Origin of the sequence: Bradyrhizobium forestalis, from assembly GCF_002795245.1 — a bacterium.
Taxonomy (GTDB): Bacteria; Pseudomonadota; Alphaproteobacteria; order Rhizobiales; family Xanthobacteraceae; genus Bradyrhizobium; species Bradyrhizobium forestalis.
The window spans coordinates 44,209-62,096 of the sequence record NZ_PGVG01000004.1 but is presented as its reverse complement, the minus strand read 5'-3'; the positions used below and the strand labels follow the sequence as shown (position 1 = coordinate 62,096).

Here is a 17,888-nt window from a genome sequence, read left to right as displayed (position 1 = left end):
GAGCCTGCCATGAATGTCGATAGAGCCGTTCTCGCCTTTGCCGGATGCGTCGTCCTGCTCGGTCTCGCACTGGGCACTTATGTGAATGCGTATTGGTACCTGCTGACGGCATTTGCCGGACTGAACATGTTGCAGGCCTCGTTCACCGGTTTCTGTCCGGCAGCGATCGTGTTCAAGAAGCTCGGCCTGAGCAGCGGCTGCGCGTTCTCCTGAACGCGCGTGGATGCAGCCTGTGATGCGGGGGAATTTGCCATGACCGACGACACCTTCATCGAGGGACCGCTCTACGAGAAGCGGAGGAAGGTCTATCCGCAGTCGGTCCATGGGCCTTTCCGCCGCATCAAATGGGCGATTCTCTGCGTCACGCTCGGAACCTACTATCTGCTGCCGTTCGTGCGCTGGAATCGCGGGCCTGGCCTGCCCGACCAGGCCGTGCTGATCGACTTCCCGCATCGGCGCTTCTACTTCTTCTTCATCGAGCTGTGGCCGCAGGAGGTCTACTACTTCACCGGTCTCCTCATCATCGCGGCGATGACGCTCTTCCTGATGAACGCGGTCGCCGGGCGGCTGTGGTGCGGCTACATGTGTCCGCAGACCGTATGGACCGACCTGTTCTACGCGGTCGAGCGCTGGGTCGAAGGCGACCGGCGCCAGCGCATGCAGGGCGACAAGGACTACTGGACATTCGGTCACATTCGAAAGGTCGCGCTGAAGCACTTTCTCTGGATCATGATCGCATGGTGGACCGGCGGCGCCTGGGTGCTCTATTTCGACGACGCGCCGACGCTGGTGAAGGAGCTTGCAACCTTCCAGGCCCCGTTCCTCGCCTATCTCTGGATCGGCATCCTGACCGCTACCACCTACGTTTTTGCCGGTCATGCCCGCGAGCAGATGTGCATCTACATGTGCCCGTGGCCTCGGATCCAGGCGGCGTTGACCGACGAATGGGCACTCAACGTTACCTATCGCCGCGACCGCGGCGAGCCGCGCATGTCGGTGAAGAAGGCGGATGCTGCCCGCGCCCATGGTGAACTGGCCGGCGACTGCGTCGACTGCCATCAGTGCATCAATGTCTGTCCGACCGGCGTCGACATCCGCCATGGCATCCAGCTCGGCTGCATCCAGTGCGGCCTGTGCATCGACGCCTGCGACAACGTCATGCGCGAGATCGGCCGGCCCAAGGGCCTGATCGGCTACGACACCGACATCAACATGCAGCGCCGGCGCGAAGGCAAGCCGCCGATCTACCGCATCATCCGCCCGCGCACGCTGGTCTATGCCGCGGCCATCGCCATCGTGGGCAGCATCATGCTCTACACCCTCGCCACCCGCGCGACCATGAGCATCAACGTCTTGCATGAGCGCAATCCGTTGTTCGTCCAACTCGCCGATGGCGGGGTCCGCAACGACTACACGGTGCGCCTGCTGAACAAGGGTGCAGCGAGATCCTTCGCAATCGAGGTCAAGGACTTGCCGGGCGCGCGCGCGCACATCGCCGGCGTCGAGCGCAAGCCCGACGGCCGACTGATCGTCGAGGTCGGGCAGGACCAGACCCGCGAGATCCGGATGTCGGTGCAGGTTGCGCCCGCGCAGATGCCGAAGGCAGCCACGGACATCGAGATCGAAGCGACCGAGATCGCCAGCGGCCAGACCGCGACGGCCCGCGACCACTTCGTGCCGTCGGACCAATGAGGGAGCAGGCAGAGGCGCGATGCACCGCCTGATGGACCATCACGTCTGGAAATCCGTGGCGGCCGGCTTGTGCGGCAATGCCGCGCATTCGAGCGTGATGTTCCTCAAGCGGTGGATGGACTGGCTTCCGACCTTCCAGCCGTATCAAGATCTTCAGCTCGGCCTCAGCGGTTGGCTCGGCGGTGGCCCGGTTCACCCCACCGTGCCCTGGGCAATGTCATTCGTTAACGGCACTCTGGTGCTCGGCGTCCTGTTCCGCCTCACCTATCATTTCCTGCCCGGGCACAACGCCATCACCAAGGGCTTCCTGTTCGGCATCGTGGGCTGGATCGCCATGGGATTGCTCTACTTCCCCATACTCGGACGAGGAGCGTTCGCTTCCGACCTGGGGCTCGGCGTACTTCCCGCCGCGTTTTCGCTTGCGATGGTGCTCGCCTACAGCATGTTCATGGGCATGGCGTTTTCGCTGCTGCATTCCGAACCCGTTCGGCTGTGGTCAACACGCGGTTAACACTACCGCTCGAATTGAAGCGGCATCCCAACGGTATTTTCCAATCTTTGCGCTAAGGATGGCCGCGTAACACGGGCTTGGCTCGTGTGAACGGGGGACGACGGGACGTGGTCGACATCGCGCATCAGGCTGCGATCAATCCGGCATCGGCAAGGGATGTCGCGATGGCGCGTGCGCGCGTCCCGCTCACGGCAATCGAACCCGGTCAATGGCGCGCGCTGGCGCAGCGGGCAGTCGAACCAAACGGATATTACCTCCCCGCCTGGGAGCTGGCCGTCAGCGCGACCGCGCGCGGCCGCAGCAATGCCTCCGCACTGCCGGCATTTGACGACTCTTCCGCGCGGCTGATCGGGCTGATGCCGGTCATCTCGCTCTGGCGCGCCTGGAAAATCCCCCTGCCCGCGCTGGTGGGCGCGCATCCCTACGGCACGCTGTGTAGCCCGCTGCTCGACCGCGACGCTCCGCTCGAAGCCGCCACGCGTCTGTTGCAGCAGGCGCGCGATGCCGGCGCGCATGCGCTCGTGCTCAACGACGTCGCGCTCGACGGCGCAGCGATGAACGCGCTCACGCAGGTTCTGAGCCGCGCAGGCCTGACGCCGCGCATCCTCTCGTCCTATGTCCGCGCCAGCCTCGACGCCACACAAGATGGCGAGACGCTGTTGCGCGACGCACTCGGCGCCAAGAAGCTCAAGGAGCTGCGCCGCCTGCGCCATCGCCTTGAGGAGCACGGCCCCGTCGTGTTCGAGGTTGCGCGCCGCCCCGACGAGATCGGACCGGCGCTCGAAGCATTCCTGCAGCTCGAAGCCAGCGGCTGGAAAGGCAAGCGCGGCACCGCACTGGTCCAGCATCCGGGCGATGCGACCTTCATCCGCCGCGCCGTGCCGGCGCTGGCAGAGACCGCGCAGTGCGAGATCGTCACGCTTCGCGCCGGCGCAACGCCGGTCGCCGCCGGCATCGTGCTGCGCCATCAGGATCGCGCCTTCTTCTTCAAGCTCGGCGTCGACGAGCGCTTCGCAAAATATTCGCCGGGCGTGCAGCTCACGCTCGACCTCACCCGCCATCTCTGCGCCGATCCCGCCATCACGAGCGCGGATTCCACGGCGAGCGCCGATCATCCCATGATCAACCCGATCTGGCGCGGGCGTTTTGCGATCGGCGACGTGCTGATCCCGCTGCGGCGGAACGATCCCGTCGTGGCGCTCATTCATGGAGCGCTCGCGACGTGCTACGTCGCGCGCGAAACGGCACGATCCGCGGTGCACCTGATCAGAAAATGATCTGCTACAAATCCTCGTCAGACAGTTCGGCCATCTTGATGGGATGGCGCAACAGTCCGGCCTTCAGAGGCTTGTTGCCGTGAATGGGGACTGACAGCCGCACGATGCTCCCCGGCTTGCCGTGGATGTGGTGGCTGCCGCTGACCCGAAGCAAACTCCAGCCGCGGCGCTCGACAATCCGTGCGAACTCCCGACCGGAGATTGACTTCACGCCGGCAGTTCCAGAATCCGCTCAACACCGCCTGGTTCGGGCGGCGCAACTTCGACGGATAGGCAGCCCTCGATCGCTTCCCGGAGGTTGGCCATCAGGTCATCCATGGTATCGCCTTCGGTGGCGCAGCCAGGAATCGCCGGGACCTCGGCCCAATAGCCTCCCTCTTCAGCTTCGTGCACAACTATCTTGATCTTCATGACGGCCTCGCCACCCCGATAGTCGCCCAAGCTGCTGATATATTCAACCTCAAGAGCTACTCCGCCGCCTCGGCGTTGATCTCCGCCGAAACCTGGCGGATGGCACGGGCGAGCAGGTTCGGATCCTGCGCGCCGGAGACGGCGTATTTCTGAGCGAAGACATAGGTCGGCACGCCGGAAATGCCTTTCTCGGCGGCCTCCTGCGCGTCCGCCGAGACGCGCGCGACGTCCTCGTCGGTGGCAAGACGCTTGCGCACGTCGTCGGCATCGAGGCCGATGTCGGCGGCCGCCTGCACCAGCACGTTCACATCGGTGAGATCGCCGCCGTCGCGGAAGTAGAGCTCCATCAGGCGCTGCTTCATCTCTGGCGCCTTGCCGATCGCCTCCGCCCAGAGGATGAGGCGATGGCAGTCGGTCGTGTTGGGCTGGCGCGCGACCAGCTCGGGCTTGTAGACGAGGCCCTCCTCGCTCGCGGCGGCAACGACGCGTCCTGCAATGCCCTTATAGGCCTCGACCGAGCCGAACTTCTGGGTGAGATAAGCCTCGCGGCTGATGCCCTCGCGCGGCACCCAGGGATTGAGGAAGAAGGGACGGAAATTGAGCTTGACGGGGACGTCCGGCACCAGCGCCAACGCACTCTCGATCCGGTGCTTGCCGATATAGCACCAGGGGCACACCACGTCGGAGACGACGTCGATCTGGAGCGGTTTCAGCGTGCTCATGTCAGGCGCCTCCTTGGCGGTAAAGGTTGGCCCAAACATAAGCCGAACCGTGGGTAGCGCAAGACACGGTCACTTGGCGGTCACCCGCCCCGGAGATACGACTTCTGACCGCAAGGCGTCAGACTAGCACAATGCTCACGTCCACATCCGCCCCGCGTTCGCGTCGGCGGGTCCGCACTTCGTGAAACAAGTCTACCACATCGACAATGTGACACTTGACCTCGGAGGGCAGGTCCACTGAATTTCGGACCTCGACGCGATAAGGCGGAACGACCTTGTTCACGTCACTGTGCAGCATTGTATCAATGAGAGCGACTCCGCTGCGGCCATGCCAATCAGGCGCCCCCAATGCCGACAGGAGCGCATCGTAGAAGTCATCGAGCGTCTTCCACGCGGAAGCATCCAACGTGATCACATTCATTTCAGGTTCCTCCGGCCGCCATCTGCTTCAGCCGCTCGGCGGTACGCTCATCGGCCGGGAAGAAGGTCTCCAGCGCCAGCTCCGAGAGCGTGATGTCGACGGGCGTGCCGAACACCATGGTGGTGGAGAAGAAACTAAGTATCTCTCCGCCATGACGTAGCTTGAAGGGGATCGCGACATTGTCGCTCGACAGCGGAGCCGAACGCGCCGGGATGGGATAGCTCTTCAGATCATTGTAGAGCTTGATCAGCTCGGGATCGGCCGTCGCCTCGCATTGCCGGTGCAGGCGCTCCAGCAGGTGCCCGCACCATTCGGCGAGATTGACCGTGCGCGGCGCCAGCGCCTCGGGATGAAAGGCGAGCCGCAGCACGTTGAAGGGCTGGCCGAGCAGATGCTGTGGGATGCCATCGAGCAGCGGCGCCACCATGCGGTTGGCGGAGACCAGGTTCCAATGCCGATCGACCGCGAGTGCGGGATTGGGCTCATGTGCCTTGAGGACAAGATCGATCGCCTGGCGGGCTGATTTCAAGGCGGGATCCTCCAGTGGGCGCTGCGGAAAGGCCGGCGCGAAGCCGGCCGCGACTAGCAGCACGTTGCGCTCGCGCAAGGGCACGTCGAGACGCTCGGCAAGCCTCAGCACCATGTCGCGCGAGGGCGCGGCGCGGCCGGTCTCGACGAAGCTCAAGTGCCGCGCCGAGATCTCGGCTTCGCCCGCGAGATCCAGCTGGCTCATGCGGCGGCGCTGCCGCCATTCCCGCAAATGGTCGCCGATATGGACCGGCTGGCTGCGTTCGGCGCGTGCCGTGGATGCATGTGCGTTCATGACCAGAAACCTAGCACGCAGATTTCGGCCCTTCCATTACCCGCGAGGTAATCGAATTGGCCCTCGGGCCGGCGCATCTTCAGTCGCGACAGGAGATGACCATGATCGCGCTGCTGCTCTACCGGACCGTCGCAGACCACGTCTTGCCCTGGGCCATGGCGTTCGCAAGCCGGATGCTGGCACGCGGCCTCAACATGCCCGAGCCGCTGGTGCATTCGACCGGCGACTACGTCGTAGCGCAGGTCATCGCCTTCGAGCACGGCGTCGGCAGGAGCCTCTGCCCGTTCCGTCTCGCCCGCCGCCTCCGCGCCCGGTGGCGCGGACGGCACTGAGTTTCACCCCGAGCCCACCCCACCATGGAGACCTGAGATGATCGATGCATCCACCTTCCTGCGCCGCGCCCTGCTCGCCGACGCCATCTTCAGCGGCGTCGCCGCGCTCGGCTTCGCCTTCGGCGCGAGCGCGTTCGCAGCGCTGTTCAACCTGCCCGAAGCGCTACTGCGGGAGACCGGCCTGTTCCTGATCGCCTATACCGCCCTGGTCGCCTGGCTGGCCTCGCGGACCACGGTGGCAAAGGCGCTCGTGCTGCTGGTGGTGGTCGGCAATGCGGCCTGGACGGTCGGCAGCATCGCCCTGCTGCTCTCCGGCACGGTGTCGCCGAACATCGCCGGCGAGCTGATGGTCGTCGCGCAGGCCATCGCGACCGGCGTGTTCGCCGAGCTGCAATATGTTGGATTGCGGAAGAGCGGACGTGTCGTGGCGGCGTGATCCTCTCGTGTCCCGGACGCGCTGCAACGCCTTTAGCGTTGCGGCGCAGAGCCGGGACCCAGATTGTACGGATCGCACTGGAATGGGCCCCGGCTCTGCAGCGCATCGCCGAAGAGGCGCTGCACTGCGTCCGGGGCACGAGAGCGAAGGCTACGCCCGCGCGCGGCCGTTGGGCTTGCTGAACGCGTGACCGTTCAGCTTCTTCTTTTTGGCAGCCTTGGTGCCCGCCTTCTTGGCCTTGGCTTCCGCGCGCGCCTTCACCTTGGCGCGTTCGGTCCGCACCTCGGCACGCAGCTTCTTGCGCTTCCTCTCACAGGAGTCGCACTTGCAGCCGATCGGCTTCAGATAGGCTTTGAAATAGTCCGTGCCGTAGTCGTAATTGATCTCGTCGCCCGGCTCGATGTTCTTGATTGCGCGGATGAACACCTTGCGCTCGCGCGGCCGGACGTCCGATTCCGCGTTGGGGCGGCAGGAATGATTGATGTAGCGGGCAAGGTTCTTGCGCACCGAGCCGTCGATGGTCCAGCGCCCGTTGAGCTCGAACAGATATTTGTTCTCGATCTCGTCCTGCTCGGGAATCCGCGAGTCCAGGATCGGCCCGAAATAGCGGATGATCCGGGTCCCCTTCTTGATCGGCTTGGTGGCGAAGAGGCCGAGCCCGGTCTTGGAGCGGCCGACGCGATAAGGTTTGTTCGAGGTGGCTGGCATGATCAGGAGAATGAGAACGCGAACGAGGCCGGATCGGCTTTAAGCGAAGCCGCTCTTCTAGAACGATTCCGCGCCGCTGTCAGGTATATCCTGTCGCTGTTTGAACCTTGCCCACAATCAAGACGTCTGACGGTACGGAGTTCCCACCGCGTCGAAGCCCGGCTGCCGCCTGGCCCGGTCTGCCACGTCGCCGATGCCATCGCCAATGCGAACGCCAACGAGCTTGCGCGCAAGGCCGCGGACGATTTCGGCCGCGGCTTCACCTGCGGCAAGGACGAGGTGAAGATCATCGGCACGCGCGGCCGCGCCGTCGGGCTCGCGACCATGCGCTAGCCTTCAATTCAGCAGCCGCTACACCGGAAGCTTCGAGGTCACGGGCGCCGTCAGCATCGCCTCGAGCAGCCTCTCCGCCGTCGTGCCCTCGGGCAGCCGCTCGAGGATGTCTTCGAGCCGACCATCGAGCAGCAACATGGTGAAACCATGCACGAGCGACCAGGCGCGTGCGATCGCGGCACCCTGGTTCAGCGTCAGTGCGTCGCCGCTGATCTGCTCCTGCCGCATCATGCCGATCGCATTTGCAAGTCCGGCGAAAGAAGCTTCGGCCGCCTCGTGCAGCGAGGGCCTGGAATAATCGAGCCGCTCGGTGCGGAACATGATGCCATACATGCCGGGATGCGCCTGCGCATAGGCCACGTAGGCCTTCGGCCGCGCCAGCGCGCGTTCCAGCGGCGTGGTGGCGGTGTCACAGGCCGACGCCATCGCCGCGTTGAACTGGCGGAAACCGACGGCCGCAAGCTCGCTGAGAAGACCGGTGAGATCGCCGAAATGGTGCGTCGGCGCGGCATGCGAGACGCCCGCCTCGCGCGCCACCGCGCGCAAGGTCAGGCCGGCGAGGCCATCGCGCTCGAGCACGCGTTCGGCGGCCTGGAGCAGCGCTTCGCGCAGGGCGCCATGGTGATACGGCGTCTCGGTCTTCGCGCCCGTCGCACGGCGTGCCGGACGCGATGCCACAGTCGATGTCGTTCTTCGGGGGGCGCGCGAGGTTCGCGCCGTTTCGCCCTTGGTGTCGGTCTTGGTGTCGGTCTTGGCCATTTGCAAGCTATATGACGCAATATTGACAGTGTAAAGATTTCACTTGACGGACGCTGCGATCGGCTCTATTCGATCTTTACGATGTAAAGATAGGGAGGGATACGCCGTGCAGCACGACGCCATCACCGAGCGCCGCAACAATATCGCGCCGATCCCGTTCGAAGCGGACGCGCCCTTCCTGAAGATCATCGGCGAATTGCCGCGCGAGCTGAACGGCACGCTCTATCGCAACGGCCCCAATCGACAATTCGATTCTCCCGGCGCGCACTGGTTCGTCGGCGACGGCATGCTGCACGCTTTTCATCTCGAGAACGGACGTGCGAGCTATCGCAACCGCTGGGTCCGCACGCCGAAATGGCTCGCCGAGCACGACGCCGGCCGCGCGCTGTTCGGCGGCTTCGGCCGCAAGCTGCCGGATGCGCCGGCCAACCTGACCGACGGCGGCGTCGCCAACACCAACATCATCTTTCATGCCGGCAAACTGCTCGCGCTGGAAGAAGCGCATCTGCCGACCGAGATCGAACCGGGCACGCTGGCGACGCGCGGCTATCACAACTACCAGGGCCGCGTCGCCGGCAGTTTCACCGCGCATCCGAAGGTCGATCCCGTCACCGGCGAGCTCGTATTCTTCGGTTACAACGCCGCGGGGCCGCTGACGGCTGTCCTCTCCTACGGATCGATCGACGCGTCAGGTAGGGCGACGCGCTTCGAACGGTTCGAGGCGCCCTATGCAAGCATGGTGCACGACTTCATCGTCACCGCGAACCATCTGCTGTTTCCGATCCTGCCCATCACCGGCAGCATGGAGCGCGCGATGAGCGGACGGCCGCCCTATGCCTGGGAGCCGGACAAGGGCGCCTATGTCGGGGTAATGAAGCGCAGCGGCACGGCGAAGGACATCGTCTGGTTTCGTGCCGAGGCCTGCTACGTCTTCCATGTCATGAATGCGTGGGAGGACGGCGACCGCATCATCGCCGACGTCATGCAGTTCGAGGAAGCGCCGCTGTTTCCGCATCCGGACGGGCGGCCGACGGATCCGGACAAATCGCGCGCCCGCCATTGCCGCTGGACGTTCGATCTCTCAGGGAATACCGACAGCTTCCAGCAAACATATCTCGACGATCTCACCGGCGAATTCCCGCGCATCGACGACCGCCGCGCCGGGCTGAAGAACCGTCACGGCTGGTACGCCTGTGCCAATCCGAAACTGCCGATGTTCGGCGCGCTGTCGGGCATCGTCCATGTCGACGGCAACGGCCGACGGCTCGGCCATTACCTGCTGCCGGCCGGCGACACCATCTCCGAGCCCGTTTTCGTCGAACGATCCAAGGATGCGGCCGAAGGTGACGGCTGGCTGCTCGCTGTGGTCTGGCGCGCGCGGGAGAATCGCAGCGATCTCGCCGTGTTCAATGCGACCGATATCGAGGCCGGCCCAGCCGCATTGGTGCAGCTCGGTCATCGCGTACCCGACGGCTTTCACGGCAATTGGGTTGGCGCGGCGTAGCTCTCGTCATTCCGGGGCGCGCCACTTGGCGCGAACCCGGAATCCATTTCGCGACACGGGTTGCTGTCCGATGGATTCCGGGCTCGCGCTGACGCGCACCCCGGAATGACGAAAAAGGAGTTTTCCATGCACATGCCCTCGATCACCGCGGTTTGCCTGGCCCTGCTCGCCCTGACCGGTGCTGCGCTCGCATTCCAGATGACCCGGCTGCGGCGGAGCCGCCATACCATCTTCAACGGCGGCGTCTTGCTTTGCCTCGGCCTGTTGACCGCCGCCGCACTGCCGCTCCTGCCCTGGGCGGAGCTGGCCGAGGAAGCATTGAACCAAGTCGTTGCGGCCCTTCATGTTTTGGAGGTCGCTTACGTCATTTTGACATTGTAAAGATTTCGCTTGACCCGGCATCGTCCGCCCATTATCAATCTTTACATCGTAAAGATTGATCCTGCCGAGGCGGCCCATGGCGATTTTCCTCATCCTCGCGCCCTACGGCGTCTACGCCTTCCTGATGCTGGTGACGTCGGCCGTGTTCAGCCTGCTTGCGGCATCGGCGATCTGCCTCGCCACCATCGCGATCGATGTCGCGCGCGGCCGCTCGGTGAAGATCCTGGCCGCGGGCTCCGCAATCGTGTTCGCCGCAATCGGCCTTTACCTCGCGCTGATCGACCCCGCGCTCGGCACGCTCAGCATCAAGCTGTCGGTCGATATCGGCATATTCCTGATCTCGCTCGGCTCGATGCTGGTCCGCCATCCCTTCACGTTGCAATATGCGCTTGAATCGGTGCCGGCCGAGACCGCGGCAATGCCGGGCTTTCTCCGCGCCAATTACATCATCACCGCCGCGTGGACGGCAGCAGCGCTGTTGATGGCGGCCGCCAATCTCGTGCTGCTCTACGTCCCCGGCCTGCCGCTTTGGTCGAGCCTTGCGGTCGCCTTCGCCGCCCGCAACAGTGCCATCTACTTCACAAAGTGGTATCCCGAGTATCGCCAGATCAAGTACGGTACGCCGGCCCGCGCTCTTCCCGACGCCCGCTGAACAGGATCGACGATGAAGGACGTATTCGCCCGCCTCGCCTCCGACTTCCTCTCCGCTATCGTCTTCCTGGCCGTCTACCTCATCACCGACAATGTCATCCTGGCGACGTCGGTGGCGATCGCCGGAGCGATCGCGCAGGTCATCTACGCCCGCGTCAAGGGGCAGCCGCTCAGCTACATGACCTATGCGAGCCTCGCACTCGTCGTCGTGCTGGGCGCGATCACGCTGCTGACCAATGATCCGCGCTTCATGCTGGCAAAACCCTCGATCGCGCATTTCGCGATCGGCCTCATCATGCTCAAGCGCGGCTGGATGCTGCGCTACATGCCGCCGATCGTCACCGAGACCGTTCCGGAATATGTCACGGCTGCAGGCTATGTCTGGGCAGGGCTGATGTTCGTGATCGGCGCCGGCATGATCGTGGTCGCCTCCACGGGCGATCTCAAGCTGTGGGCGTTCTACATCACTGTGGTTGCCGGCGGCGTCAAGATCCTGGCCTTCGCCGTGCAGTATGTGGTGCTGCGGCTCGTCGTCACCAGCCGGCGGCGCGCCGCCGCCCGCGCCTAGTTGCCCCATCGCAGGGTTAGGCAGGAACTGCGAGTTGGGCTATAGGCTCGCTCAGGACGGCCGCGGATCGTCGCGGACCGCCGAAATTTGTTCGGGAGACGGGAATGGCCGTAGACGGCAACTGGAATCTGACCATGACGACGCCGATGGGCGAGCGCCAGGCGACGCTGAGCCTGAAGGCTGCGGACGGCGCGCTCACGGGCACGCAGGGCGCGGAGGGTAATACCGCCGAGATCTTCGACGGCACCGTCTCTGGCGACAACGTCTCCTGGAAGGTCTCGATCGACAAGCCGATGCCGCTCACGCTCGAGTTCACCGGCACGGTCTCCGGCGACAGCATCAGCGGCGAGATGGGCATCGGTCCGATGGGCAGCTTCCCGTTCACGGGCGCGCGGGCGTAAGCGCGCGCTGCACCGATGCGTACGCTTCGTCTCATCGCGGCGACAATCCTGTGTGTGGCGACACAAGCGGCGCGCGCGGATGACACCGAACCGGCGTGGCGCGCCAGCGCGCTCGCCATGGTGCCGGCAGGCTATGTCGCCGGCACCGCTTATCGAACCGAAGGTTCGACGGGCTATCTCGCGGTCTATCCCGCGACATCGAACGATCCGAAGACGCCGGGAAGCGTCTTTGCGGCGCGTCAGGCTCTGATCGTCACGCTGACGACGGATGCGACGCGCGCGATGTCAGCCGAGCTGAAGCCGCGCACCGAGCCGGATCCTGACAACGACGACAATGATTTCGCCAAGCTGCACGCCGAGCTCGCCGCGAAACGCGCAAGCCTGCCCGAAGGCACCGAGCCGTGCGATCTCGGCGCCTGGTCCATCGACAAGGATCCTGATGGCCTCAACGTGCGCGCCGAGCCGTCGGTCAAAGCGCGCGTGCTCGGCACGCTGCCGCCGCCCTACCGGCTCAAGCTCGGCGGCGCCGAGAACACGCCGGAGGGTGGCTGGCTCACCGAATTCCGCATCATCGGTTTCAAGGACGGTTGGTTCCTGATCGAAGGCGCGAGGCCCCCGGGCAAGGATTACGAGGACGAGAAGCGATATCCGCGCAGCGCGCCAAAACCCTATGCCGGGCGCGGCTGGGTTGCATCGAACAAGGTCGGCGCGAACTACGCCAATGGCTACACGCGCGAGGGCGGGCTGTTCCAGGCGCCTTTCATCGACGCCAAATGGATGCCGGCCCAGCGCGAGCTCGGCGGCCCGATTGATGGCGATGGTGGACCGAAGCGGCTTCTTGCCTGCAGCGGGTATTGGGGCCTCGTCGAGAGCCATGACGGCGTGCGTGGCTGGTGGCGTTCGCTGTGCTCGAACCAGGTCACGAATTGCAGTTAGTGAACGCGAGCTAACGCCGCTCGTGTCCCGGACGCGGTGCAGCGTCTAACGCTGCTCCGCAGAGCCGGGACCCATGCGCCACGTGGACCCCGGATCTGCAGCACATCACTTCGTGCTGCGCAGCGTCCGGGGAACGCTGGGCTAGCCCAGATTCAATTCCTTGAAGAAATCGTTGCCCTTGTCGTCGATGATGATGAAGGCGGGGAAGTCGACGACCTCGATGCGCCAGATCGCTTCCATGCCGAGCTCGGGATATTCGAGCACCTCGACCTTCTTGATGCAGTGCTCGGCGAGATTCGCCGCGGCACCGCCGATCGAGCCGAGATAGAAGCCGCCATACTTCTTGCAGGCCTCGCGCACGGCCGGCGCGCGGTTACCCTTGGCCACCATCACCATCGAGCCGCCCGCGGCCTGGAACTGATCGACGAAGGAATCCATACGGCCCGCGGTGGTCGGACCAAACGCGCCGGAGGCATAGCCCTCGGGCGTCTTGGCGGGACCGGCGTAGTAGACCGGGTGGTTCTTGAAGTAATCCGGCAGCGGCTCGCCCTTCTCCAGCCGTTCACGCAGCTTGGCATGGGCGCTATCGCGCGCGACGATCATGGTGCCGGTCATCGAGACCCGCGTCTTGATCGGATACTTCGAGAACGTCGCCAAAATATCCTTCATCGGCTGGTTGAGGTCGATCTTGACGACCTCGCCGCCCAGCGACTGCTCGACCTGCGGCAGGTACTGCGCCGGGTTGTGCTCGAGCTCCTCGAGATAGACGCCGTCCTTGGTGATCTTGCCAAGCACCTGGCGGTCCGCCGAGCAGGACACCCCAAGCCCGATCGGCAGCGAAGCGCCATGGCGCGGCATGCGGATCACGCGGACGTCGTGGCAGAAATACTTTCCGCCGAACTGCGCGCCGACGCCGAGCGACTGCGTCATCTTGTGGATTTCCTTCTCCATCTCGACGTCGCGGAAGGCATTGCCGTCAGGCGAGCCGTGGGTCGGCAGCGCATCGAGATAGCGGGCGGAGGCGAGCTTCACCGTCTTCATGCAGAGCTCGGCCGAGGTGCCGCCGATCACGATGGCGAGGTGATAGGGCGGGCACGCCGCGGTGCCCAGCGTCAGGATCTTCTCCTTGAGGAAGGCGAGCAGCCGGTCCTTGGTCAGGACGGAAGGCGTTGCCTGGAACAGAAAACTCTTGTTGGCGCTGCCGCCGCCTTTGGCCATGAACATGAACTTGTAGGCGTCGTCGCCCTCGGCGTAGATCTCGCACTGCGCCGGCATGTTGTTGGCGGTGTTCTTCTCCTCATACATCGAGAGCGGCGCGACCTGCGAATAGCGCAGATTACGGCGCAAGTAAGCATCGCGCGCGCCTTCCGACAGCGCCGCCTCGTCGTCGCCGTCGGTGATGACGTTGCAGCCCTTCTTGCCCATGATGATCGCAGTGCCGGTGTCCTGGCACATCGGCAGCACGCCGCCGGCCGCGATGTTGGCGTTCTTCAAAAAATCCAGCGCCACGAACTTGTCGTTCGGGCTCGCCTCGCCGTCCTCCAGGATGGAGCGGAGCTGCTTCAGATGGCCGGGGCGCAGATAATGGTTGATGTCGCCAAAAGCCGCCTCCGACAGCGCCCGCAGCGCTTCGCGCGACACCACCAGCATGTCCTTCCCCAGGACCTTCTCGACCCTGATACCCTCGGACGAGATCTTCTTGTAGGGCGTCTCGTCCTTGCCCAGCGGGAACAGCGGGGTGTGCTTGTAGGGCGGAACGGGTTTTGACGGGTCGGGAAAGGCAGTGGGAGCGTTCATGGGGCGAATCTCGGGGTTTTGGAGCCCTCGCGGGCCTCTAAGCATAGAAGCGTTCTAAGCTTTTTTGTCGCAAAGGGAAGCCTCGGAAGCCCATCTGGCGCAATGGGAGAGCCCCTAGATTTCGCGATCCCTCGCCCCGTGAAGGATGGCCAATACGTCGATCTGCTCGTTTGGCTGGTCGATCGCGTAGACAATGATGTAGGGTGCCTCCACGAGCTCTCGCGTCCCTTCGAGCAGGCCCGGACGACCTATGTGGGACAGGCCGGAAACGGCAAGGCGCTCGACTTTGGCTCTGATGCGATCAGCCAGTCGTACCGCTGCGCGGGGATTTCCTGAGATATCCAGTCAATAAACTCGTCGAGATCACGAGCCGCCGTCTCGTGAATGACGACCTTCATTCGCCGAGGCGCTGCTTAAGACGTTCCTTAAACTCCTCGAGCGTAAGCCGGCGCGCATTCGGATCGGACCGGCGGCGGCGAACCTCCTCGACCTGCTCATCGGTCAGCCGATAGACGCTCTCGTCCTGCGACTCCATGAGCATCAGCATCTTCGCCGCGTCCTCCTGGCGCTCGGGCGGCCAAGTCAGAACGCGATCCAGGATGGTCTTTACCTGCTCCTTGCTCATGTGCTTTTTATATCACGCGCCTGCCAACAAAACAGCCCCCACCTTGCGCTTCGCGGCTGCCGACGCTTGAATGCGCCCCTAAGGGGCTTTTCATCATGATTTTCAAACTGAACGTCCGCGGCGCGATCCTGGTCGCCGCCGCCATCACCGGCCTTGTGGCTCTCGCTTCGCCTGCCCGCGCCGATCGCTGTGACGACAGCGCCAAGGAGCTGGCGAACCAGATCGACCGCCTCAAGGTGAATTTCCGTGCCGCCAACATCGTCTATTTGACGCATCCCGCGGCGAAGGAGCTGTCGGTCGGCTGCCGCGGCGACAAATATTCGATCGAGCTCTATGCCAAGGGCGATCGCAAGCCCAAGCCGGAGTTCTATGCGCTGGTCGGATCGATGGCGGCGATCGTCTTCACCGTGACGAAGGACGACACCACGACGGGCGCGACACGCTGCCTGAAGCGGATGGGCCTGCTCCGCGGCGACAAGATCAACATGCGCTACCGCCGGCTCAACATGGAATGCACACGCACCAAGACGGAGGCGTCCATCGCCATCACGCGCGGCAAGGACGAGTAGCGCTCGCTCTTTCCACACACTCCGTCATTGCGAGCGCAGCGACTTGTCCGCCGGAGCCTTGGCGAAGGCGGAAGCGATCCAGAATCTTTCCGCGGCAACAGTTTGGATTGCTTCGTCGCAAGAGCTCCTCGCAATGACGCGGAGAGGTCTCGTGATATCACGCAGACGGGCACGTGGCGGCAGCAAAGACGGCCCACCCCTGCGCACCCATTCCCTCGCATTTTAACAATTGGCTTGAAGGAAATTTCGTTCCTCGCAGGGCAGGCTCGATTGTTTCCATGTGTGAGGATTTGCGGATGAAGGTTTCCACCGTTGCGCCGCCGCCGATCGCGATCGTGGTTCCGAGCTACGACACGACCAAGCAGCAGGACGATCAGACCAAGGTCAAGGACGAGGATCCGACCTTTAAGCCGCAGCCGCCCGCGCCGCTGCCGCCGGGTCAGGGCACGCGGATCGATCAGCTCGCCTGATCCTCGCCGGTCAAGCGCGCGATGGCATCCATGACTCGTCCCCAGCCGGAGCTCATGGCGTCGAACGCGAACTGGTTGCCCGGGAAGACGAAGCCCTCATGCGCCATGCGAACCCGCGTACCGCCATCGACCGGCGTCAGCTCCCAGGTCAGCGTCGAGTTGAGTCGTGATCCGTAGGCCGGATTGCTATCCGAGCCACCACGCCACGAATAGCGCAACAGCTTCGGCGGCTCGCAAGCGAGCACCTTGCACTGCACGACGCCATCCCAATCGCCCATCGGCTTGGTGCGGAAGGTAAATTCGCGGCCGATGACGGGCGCGAAATCATTTGGCATCAGCCATCTTGCGAGGGTTTCGGCCGTAGTCAGCGTGCGCCAGATCTTCTCCGGCGGATAGGGCAGCACCTTCTCGACGACGATCGCGTGCGTTTCACTCATCACTCGTTTCCCTCAACAGCTTCTCGAGATTTTCGAAGCGCTCGCGCCAGAACGACTGGTAATGGCCGAGCCAGTCGATCAGCGGGGCGAGTCCTTTGGGCGCGATCCGATAGTGAATGTTGCGTCCCTCGCGCCGCTCCAGCACCAGGCCGGCCTGCCGCAGCGCGCGCAGATGCTGCGATACTGCGGGCTGCGACACCCTCGTCCCCTCCACCAGCCCAGTAGCGGCGACCTCTCCGTCCCGCATGATGCGCTCATAGACGGCTCGCCGCGTCGGATCTGCGAGCGTCTTCATCACGGTGGTGAGCTGGGGCGTGCCCATGAATACATATAAGTAAATACTTATATGTTTGTCAACGGCATTCCGGCGACGTCTGACCGCATCTTTGCCGGATAGTGGGACCAATATGCGCGCGGCCATCCCGGGATCCTGCGCATGATCGCACGGCTGCTGTTGCAGAACACAGTCTTCGTCGTCGCAATGGGCGCGCTGCTGTTCGCGTGCGCCGGAACATTGCAATGGCCGGCGGCCTGGACGTTCCTCGCCACCTCCGCGCTGCTCGGCCCGCTCTGCGGCTGGTGGCTCTACCGGATCGATCCGGCGCTGCTCGCCGAACGTCTGCGACCGGTCCTGCAAAAAGATCAGCCCGCCGCCGACAAGATGTTCATGACCCTCTTCGTCGTCGCAATGCTGGCTTGGCTGGTCGTGATGGGGCTCGACCGGCGCGTTCAATCCTCCGACATGCCGGCCGCGTTGCAGGTGCTCGGCCTCGGGCTGTTCCTGGCTTCGACACTGTTCACCATGTGGGTCTTCCGCGAGAACTCGTTCGCCGCGCCCGTGGTGAAGCTGCAAGCCGAGCGCGCGCAGCACGTGATCTCGACCGGTCCCTACGCCTATGTCCGCCATCCCATGTACAGCGGCATGGTCCTGTTCTTCACCGGCGTGCCGTTGCTGCTGGGGTCGTGGTGGGGACTTGCGATGATGCCGCTCTTCATCGCCTTGTTCGCGGTCCGCATCCCTATCGAGGAGCGCACGCTGCGCGAGGGCCTGCCGGGCTATACCGATTATGCGGCGCGGGTGCGCTATCGCCTGGTGCCGGGCGTCTGGTGAGGCCAGATCATCA

The 17,888-nt window shown here is 64.2% G+C and carries 27 protein-coding genes and 1 pseudogene; 16 read left to right on the top strand and 12 right to left on the bottom strand.

The annotated features are described in order from the left end of the window. The first annotated feature begins 9 nt into the window (after positions 1-9). The 4 genes from CVM73_RS06535 (at position 10) to CVM73_RS06520 (ending at position 3,480) form a co-directional block, all read left to right on the top strand. The gene (locus tag CVM73_RS06535) at positions 10-213 is read left to right on the top strand and encodes a YgaP family membrane protein (protein ID WP_100231201.1); all 204 of its coding nucleotides are present in this window, start codon (positions 10-12) and stop codon (positions 211-213) included. A gap of 39 nt (positions 214-252) precedes the next feature. Beyond that, complete coding sequence (gene ccoG / locus CVM73_RS06530; RefSeq protein WP_100231200.1) at positions 253-1,692, top strand: cytochrome c oxidase accessory protein CcoG; 1,440 nt, start codon at positions 253-255, stop codon at positions 1,690-1,692. 19 nt (positions 1,693-1,711) lie between these two features. Beyond that, the gene (locus CVM73_RS06525; RefSeq protein WP_100231199.1) at positions 1,712-2,203 is read left to right on the top strand and encodes a DUF6789 family protein; all 492 of its coding nucleotides are present in this window, start codon (positions 1,712-1,714) and stop codon (positions 2,201-2,203) included. A 107-nt stretch (positions 2,204-2,310) separates the two neighbouring features. Further along, complete coding sequence (locus CVM73_RS06520) at positions 2,311-3,480, top strand: GNAT family N-acetyltransferase (RefSeq protein ID WP_100231198.1); 1,170 nt, start codon at positions 2,311-2,313, stop codon at positions 3,478-3,480. Between the two features lie 4 nt (positions 3,481-3,484). Here the strand turns inward: CVM73_RS06520 and CVM73_RS06515 are convergent, their stop codons facing one another. The 5 genes from CVM73_RS06515 to CVM73_RS06495 form a co-directional block, all read right to left on the bottom strand. Beyond that, positions 3,485-3,691 (bottom strand): type II toxin-antitoxin system HicA family toxin, encoded by a 207-nt coding sequence (locus CVM73_RS06515; RefSeq protein ID WP_100231197.1) that lies wholly within the window; start codon positions 3,689-3,691, stop codon positions 3,485-3,487. After that, the gene (locus CVM73_RS06510) at positions 3,688-3,891 is read right to left on the bottom strand and encodes a type II toxin-antitoxin system HicB family antitoxin (protein WP_100231440.1); all 204 of its coding nucleotides are present in this window, start codon (positions 3,889-3,891) and stop codon (positions 3,688-3,690) included. The genes CVM73_RS06515 and CVM73_RS06510 overlap by 4 nt, the downstream gene beginning before the upstream one ends. A 56-nt stretch (positions 3,892-3,947) precedes the next feature. Beyond that, entirely contained in the window at positions 3,948-4,613 is a 666-nt protein-coding gene (locus CVM73_RS06505; RefSeq protein ID WP_100231196.1) for a DsbA family oxidoreductase, read from the bottom strand. Between the two features lie 118 nt (positions 4,614-4,731). Then, a complete protein-coding gene (locus tag CVM73_RS06500) occupies positions 4,732-5,034 on the bottom strand; it encodes a barstar family protein (protein WP_100231195.1) in 303 nt (100 codons plus the stop codon). Between the two features lies 1 nt (position 5,035). Next, the gene (locus tag CVM73_RS06495) at positions 5,036-5,857 is read right to left on the bottom strand and encodes a helix-turn-helix domain-containing protein (RefSeq protein WP_100231194.1); all 822 of its coding nucleotides are present in this window, start codon (positions 5,855-5,857) and stop codon (positions 5,036-5,038) included. A gap of 101 nt (positions 5,858-5,958) precedes the next feature. Between CVM73_RS06495 and CVM73_RS06490 the strand changes: the two genes are divergently transcribed. Continuing rightward, positions 5,959-6,189, top strand: a complete 231-nt coding sequence (locus tag CVM73_RS06490) for a hypothetical protein (protein ID WP_208639177.1) — start codon at positions 5,959-5,961, stop codon at positions 6,187-6,189. Positions 6,190-6,226: 37 nt separating this feature from the next. Next, a complete protein-coding gene (locus tag CVM73_RS06485; protein ID WP_100231192.1) occupies positions 6,227-6,625 on the top strand; it encodes a hypothetical protein in 399 nt (132 codons plus the stop codon). Positions 6,626-6,775: 150 nt separating this feature from the next. Here CVM73_RS06485 and CVM73_RS06480 read toward each other — a convergent pair whose 3' ends face one another. Further along, on the bottom strand, positions 6,776-7,333 hold the full coding sequence (locus CVM73_RS06480; RefSeq protein ID WP_100231191.1) for an SET domain-containing protein: 558 nt from the start codon (positions 7,331-7,333) through the stop codon (positions 6,776-6,778). A gap of 150 nt (positions 7,334-7,483) precedes the next feature. Here CVM73_RS06480 and CVM73_RS41720 point away from each other — a divergent pair. Next, a pseudogene (locus CVM73_RS41720) lies at positions 7,484-7,666 on the top strand (hypothetical protein); the annotation flags it as partial. Positions 7,667-7,684: 18 nt separating this feature from the next. On the opposite strand, the gene CVM73_RS06475 reads toward CVM73_RS41720, so the two are convergent. Beyond that, on the bottom strand, positions 7,685-8,425 hold the full coding sequence (locus CVM73_RS06475) for a TetR/AcrR family transcriptional regulator (RefSeq protein ID WP_100231190.1): 741 nt from the start codon (positions 8,423-8,425) through the stop codon (positions 7,685-7,687). Positions 8,426-8,531: 106 nt separating this feature from the next. On the opposite strand from CVM73_RS06475, the gene CVM73_RS06470 reads away from it, so the two are divergent. The 6 genes from CVM73_RS06470 (at position 8,532) to CVM73_RS06445 (ending at position 12,866) form a co-directional block, all read left to right on the top strand. After that, positions 8,532-9,929, top strand: a complete 1,398-nt coding sequence (locus CVM73_RS06470; protein WP_100231189.1) for a carotenoid oxygenase family protein — start codon at positions 8,532-8,534, stop codon at positions 9,927-9,929. Positions 9,930-10,055: 126 nt separating this feature from the next. Next, complete coding sequence (locus tag CVM73_RS06465) at positions 10,056-10,310, top strand: hypothetical protein (RefSeq protein WP_100231439.1); 255 nt, start codon at positions 10,056-10,058, stop codon at positions 10,308-10,310. 76 nt (positions 10,311-10,386) lie between these two features. Then, positions 10,387-10,962, top strand: coding sequence for a hypothetical protein (locus tag CVM73_RS06460; RefSeq protein ID WP_100231188.1), 576 nt, complete (start codon positions 10,387-10,389; stop codon positions 10,960-10,962). A gap of 12 nt (positions 10,963-10,974) precedes the next feature. Then, entirely contained in the window at positions 10,975-11,529 is a 555-nt protein-coding gene (locus tag CVM73_RS06455; protein ID WP_100231187.1) for an inner membrane-spanning protein YciB, read from the top strand. 104 nt (positions 11,530-11,633) lie between these two features. Then, the gene (locus CVM73_RS06450) at positions 11,634-11,930 is read left to right on the top strand and encodes a hypothetical protein (protein ID WP_100231186.1); all 297 of its coding nucleotides are present in this window, start codon (positions 11,634-11,636) and stop codon (positions 11,928-11,930) included. Between the two features lie 15 nt (positions 11,931-11,945). Next, the gene (locus CVM73_RS06445; RefSeq protein WP_100231185.1) at positions 11,946-12,866 is read left to right on the top strand and encodes an SH3 domain-containing protein; all 921 of its coding nucleotides are present in this window, start codon (positions 11,946-11,948) and stop codon (positions 12,864-12,866) included. Positions 12,867-13,007: 141 nt separating this feature from the next. Here CVM73_RS06445 and CVM73_RS06440 read toward each other — a convergent pair whose 3' ends face one another. From CVM73_RS06440 to CVM73_RS06430, 3 genes are all read right to left on the bottom strand, one after another. After that, a complete protein-coding gene (locus tag CVM73_RS06440) occupies positions 13,008-14,663 on the bottom strand; it encodes a fumarate hydratase (RefSeq protein WP_100231184.1) in 1,656 nt (551 codons plus the stop codon). Between the two features lie 114 nt (positions 14,664-14,777). Then, on the bottom strand, positions 14,778-14,960 hold the full coding sequence (locus CVM73_RS41715) for a type II toxin-antitoxin system RelE/ParE family toxin (protein ID WP_430641289.1): 183 nt from the start codon (positions 14,958-14,960) through the stop codon (positions 14,778-14,780). Between the two features lie 97 nt (positions 14,961-15,057). Beyond that, a complete protein-coding gene (locus tag CVM73_RS06430; protein WP_100231183.1) occupies positions 15,058-15,288 on the bottom strand; it encodes a hypothetical protein in 231 nt (76 codons plus the stop codon). A gap of 95 nt (positions 15,289-15,383) precedes the next feature. Here CVM73_RS06430 and CVM73_RS06425 point away from each other — a divergent pair, with 95 nt between their 5' ends. Then, positions 15,384-15,857, top strand: a complete 474-nt coding sequence (locus tag CVM73_RS06425) for a hypothetical protein (RefSeq protein ID WP_100231182.1) — start codon at positions 15,384-15,386, stop codon at positions 15,855-15,857. Positions 15,858-16,153: 296 nt separating this feature from the next. Continuing rightward, the gene (locus CVM73_RS40025) at positions 16,154-16,327 is read left to right on the top strand and encodes a hypothetical protein (protein WP_164937146.1); all 174 of its coding nucleotides are present in this window, start codon (positions 16,154-16,156) and stop codon (positions 16,325-16,327) included. Here the strand turns inward: CVM73_RS40025 and CVM73_RS06415 are convergent. Then, positions 16,315-16,764: an SRPBCC family protein gene (locus CVM73_RS06415; protein ID WP_100231180.1), complete on the bottom strand. Its 450-nt coding sequence runs from the start codon at positions 16,762-16,764 to the stop codon at positions 16,315-16,317. The two genes, CVM73_RS40025 and CVM73_RS06415, sit on opposite strands and share 13 nt — an antisense overlap. Continuing rightward, positions 16,757-17,086 (bottom strand): ArsR/SmtB family transcription factor, encoded by a 330-nt coding sequence (locus CVM73_RS06410; protein WP_100231179.1) that lies wholly within the window; start codon positions 17,084-17,086, stop codon positions 16,757-16,759. The genes CVM73_RS06415 and CVM73_RS06410 overlap by 8 nt, the downstream gene beginning before the upstream one ends. Positions 17,087-17,200: 114 nt before the next feature. Between CVM73_RS06410 and CVM73_RS06405 the strand changes: the two genes are divergently transcribed. Then, positions 17,201-17,875, top strand: coding sequence for a methyltransferase family protein (locus CVM73_RS06405; RefSeq protein WP_100231178.1), 675 nt, complete (start codon positions 17,201-17,203; stop codon positions 17,873-17,875). Positions 17,876-17,888 lie beyond the last annotated feature (13 nt).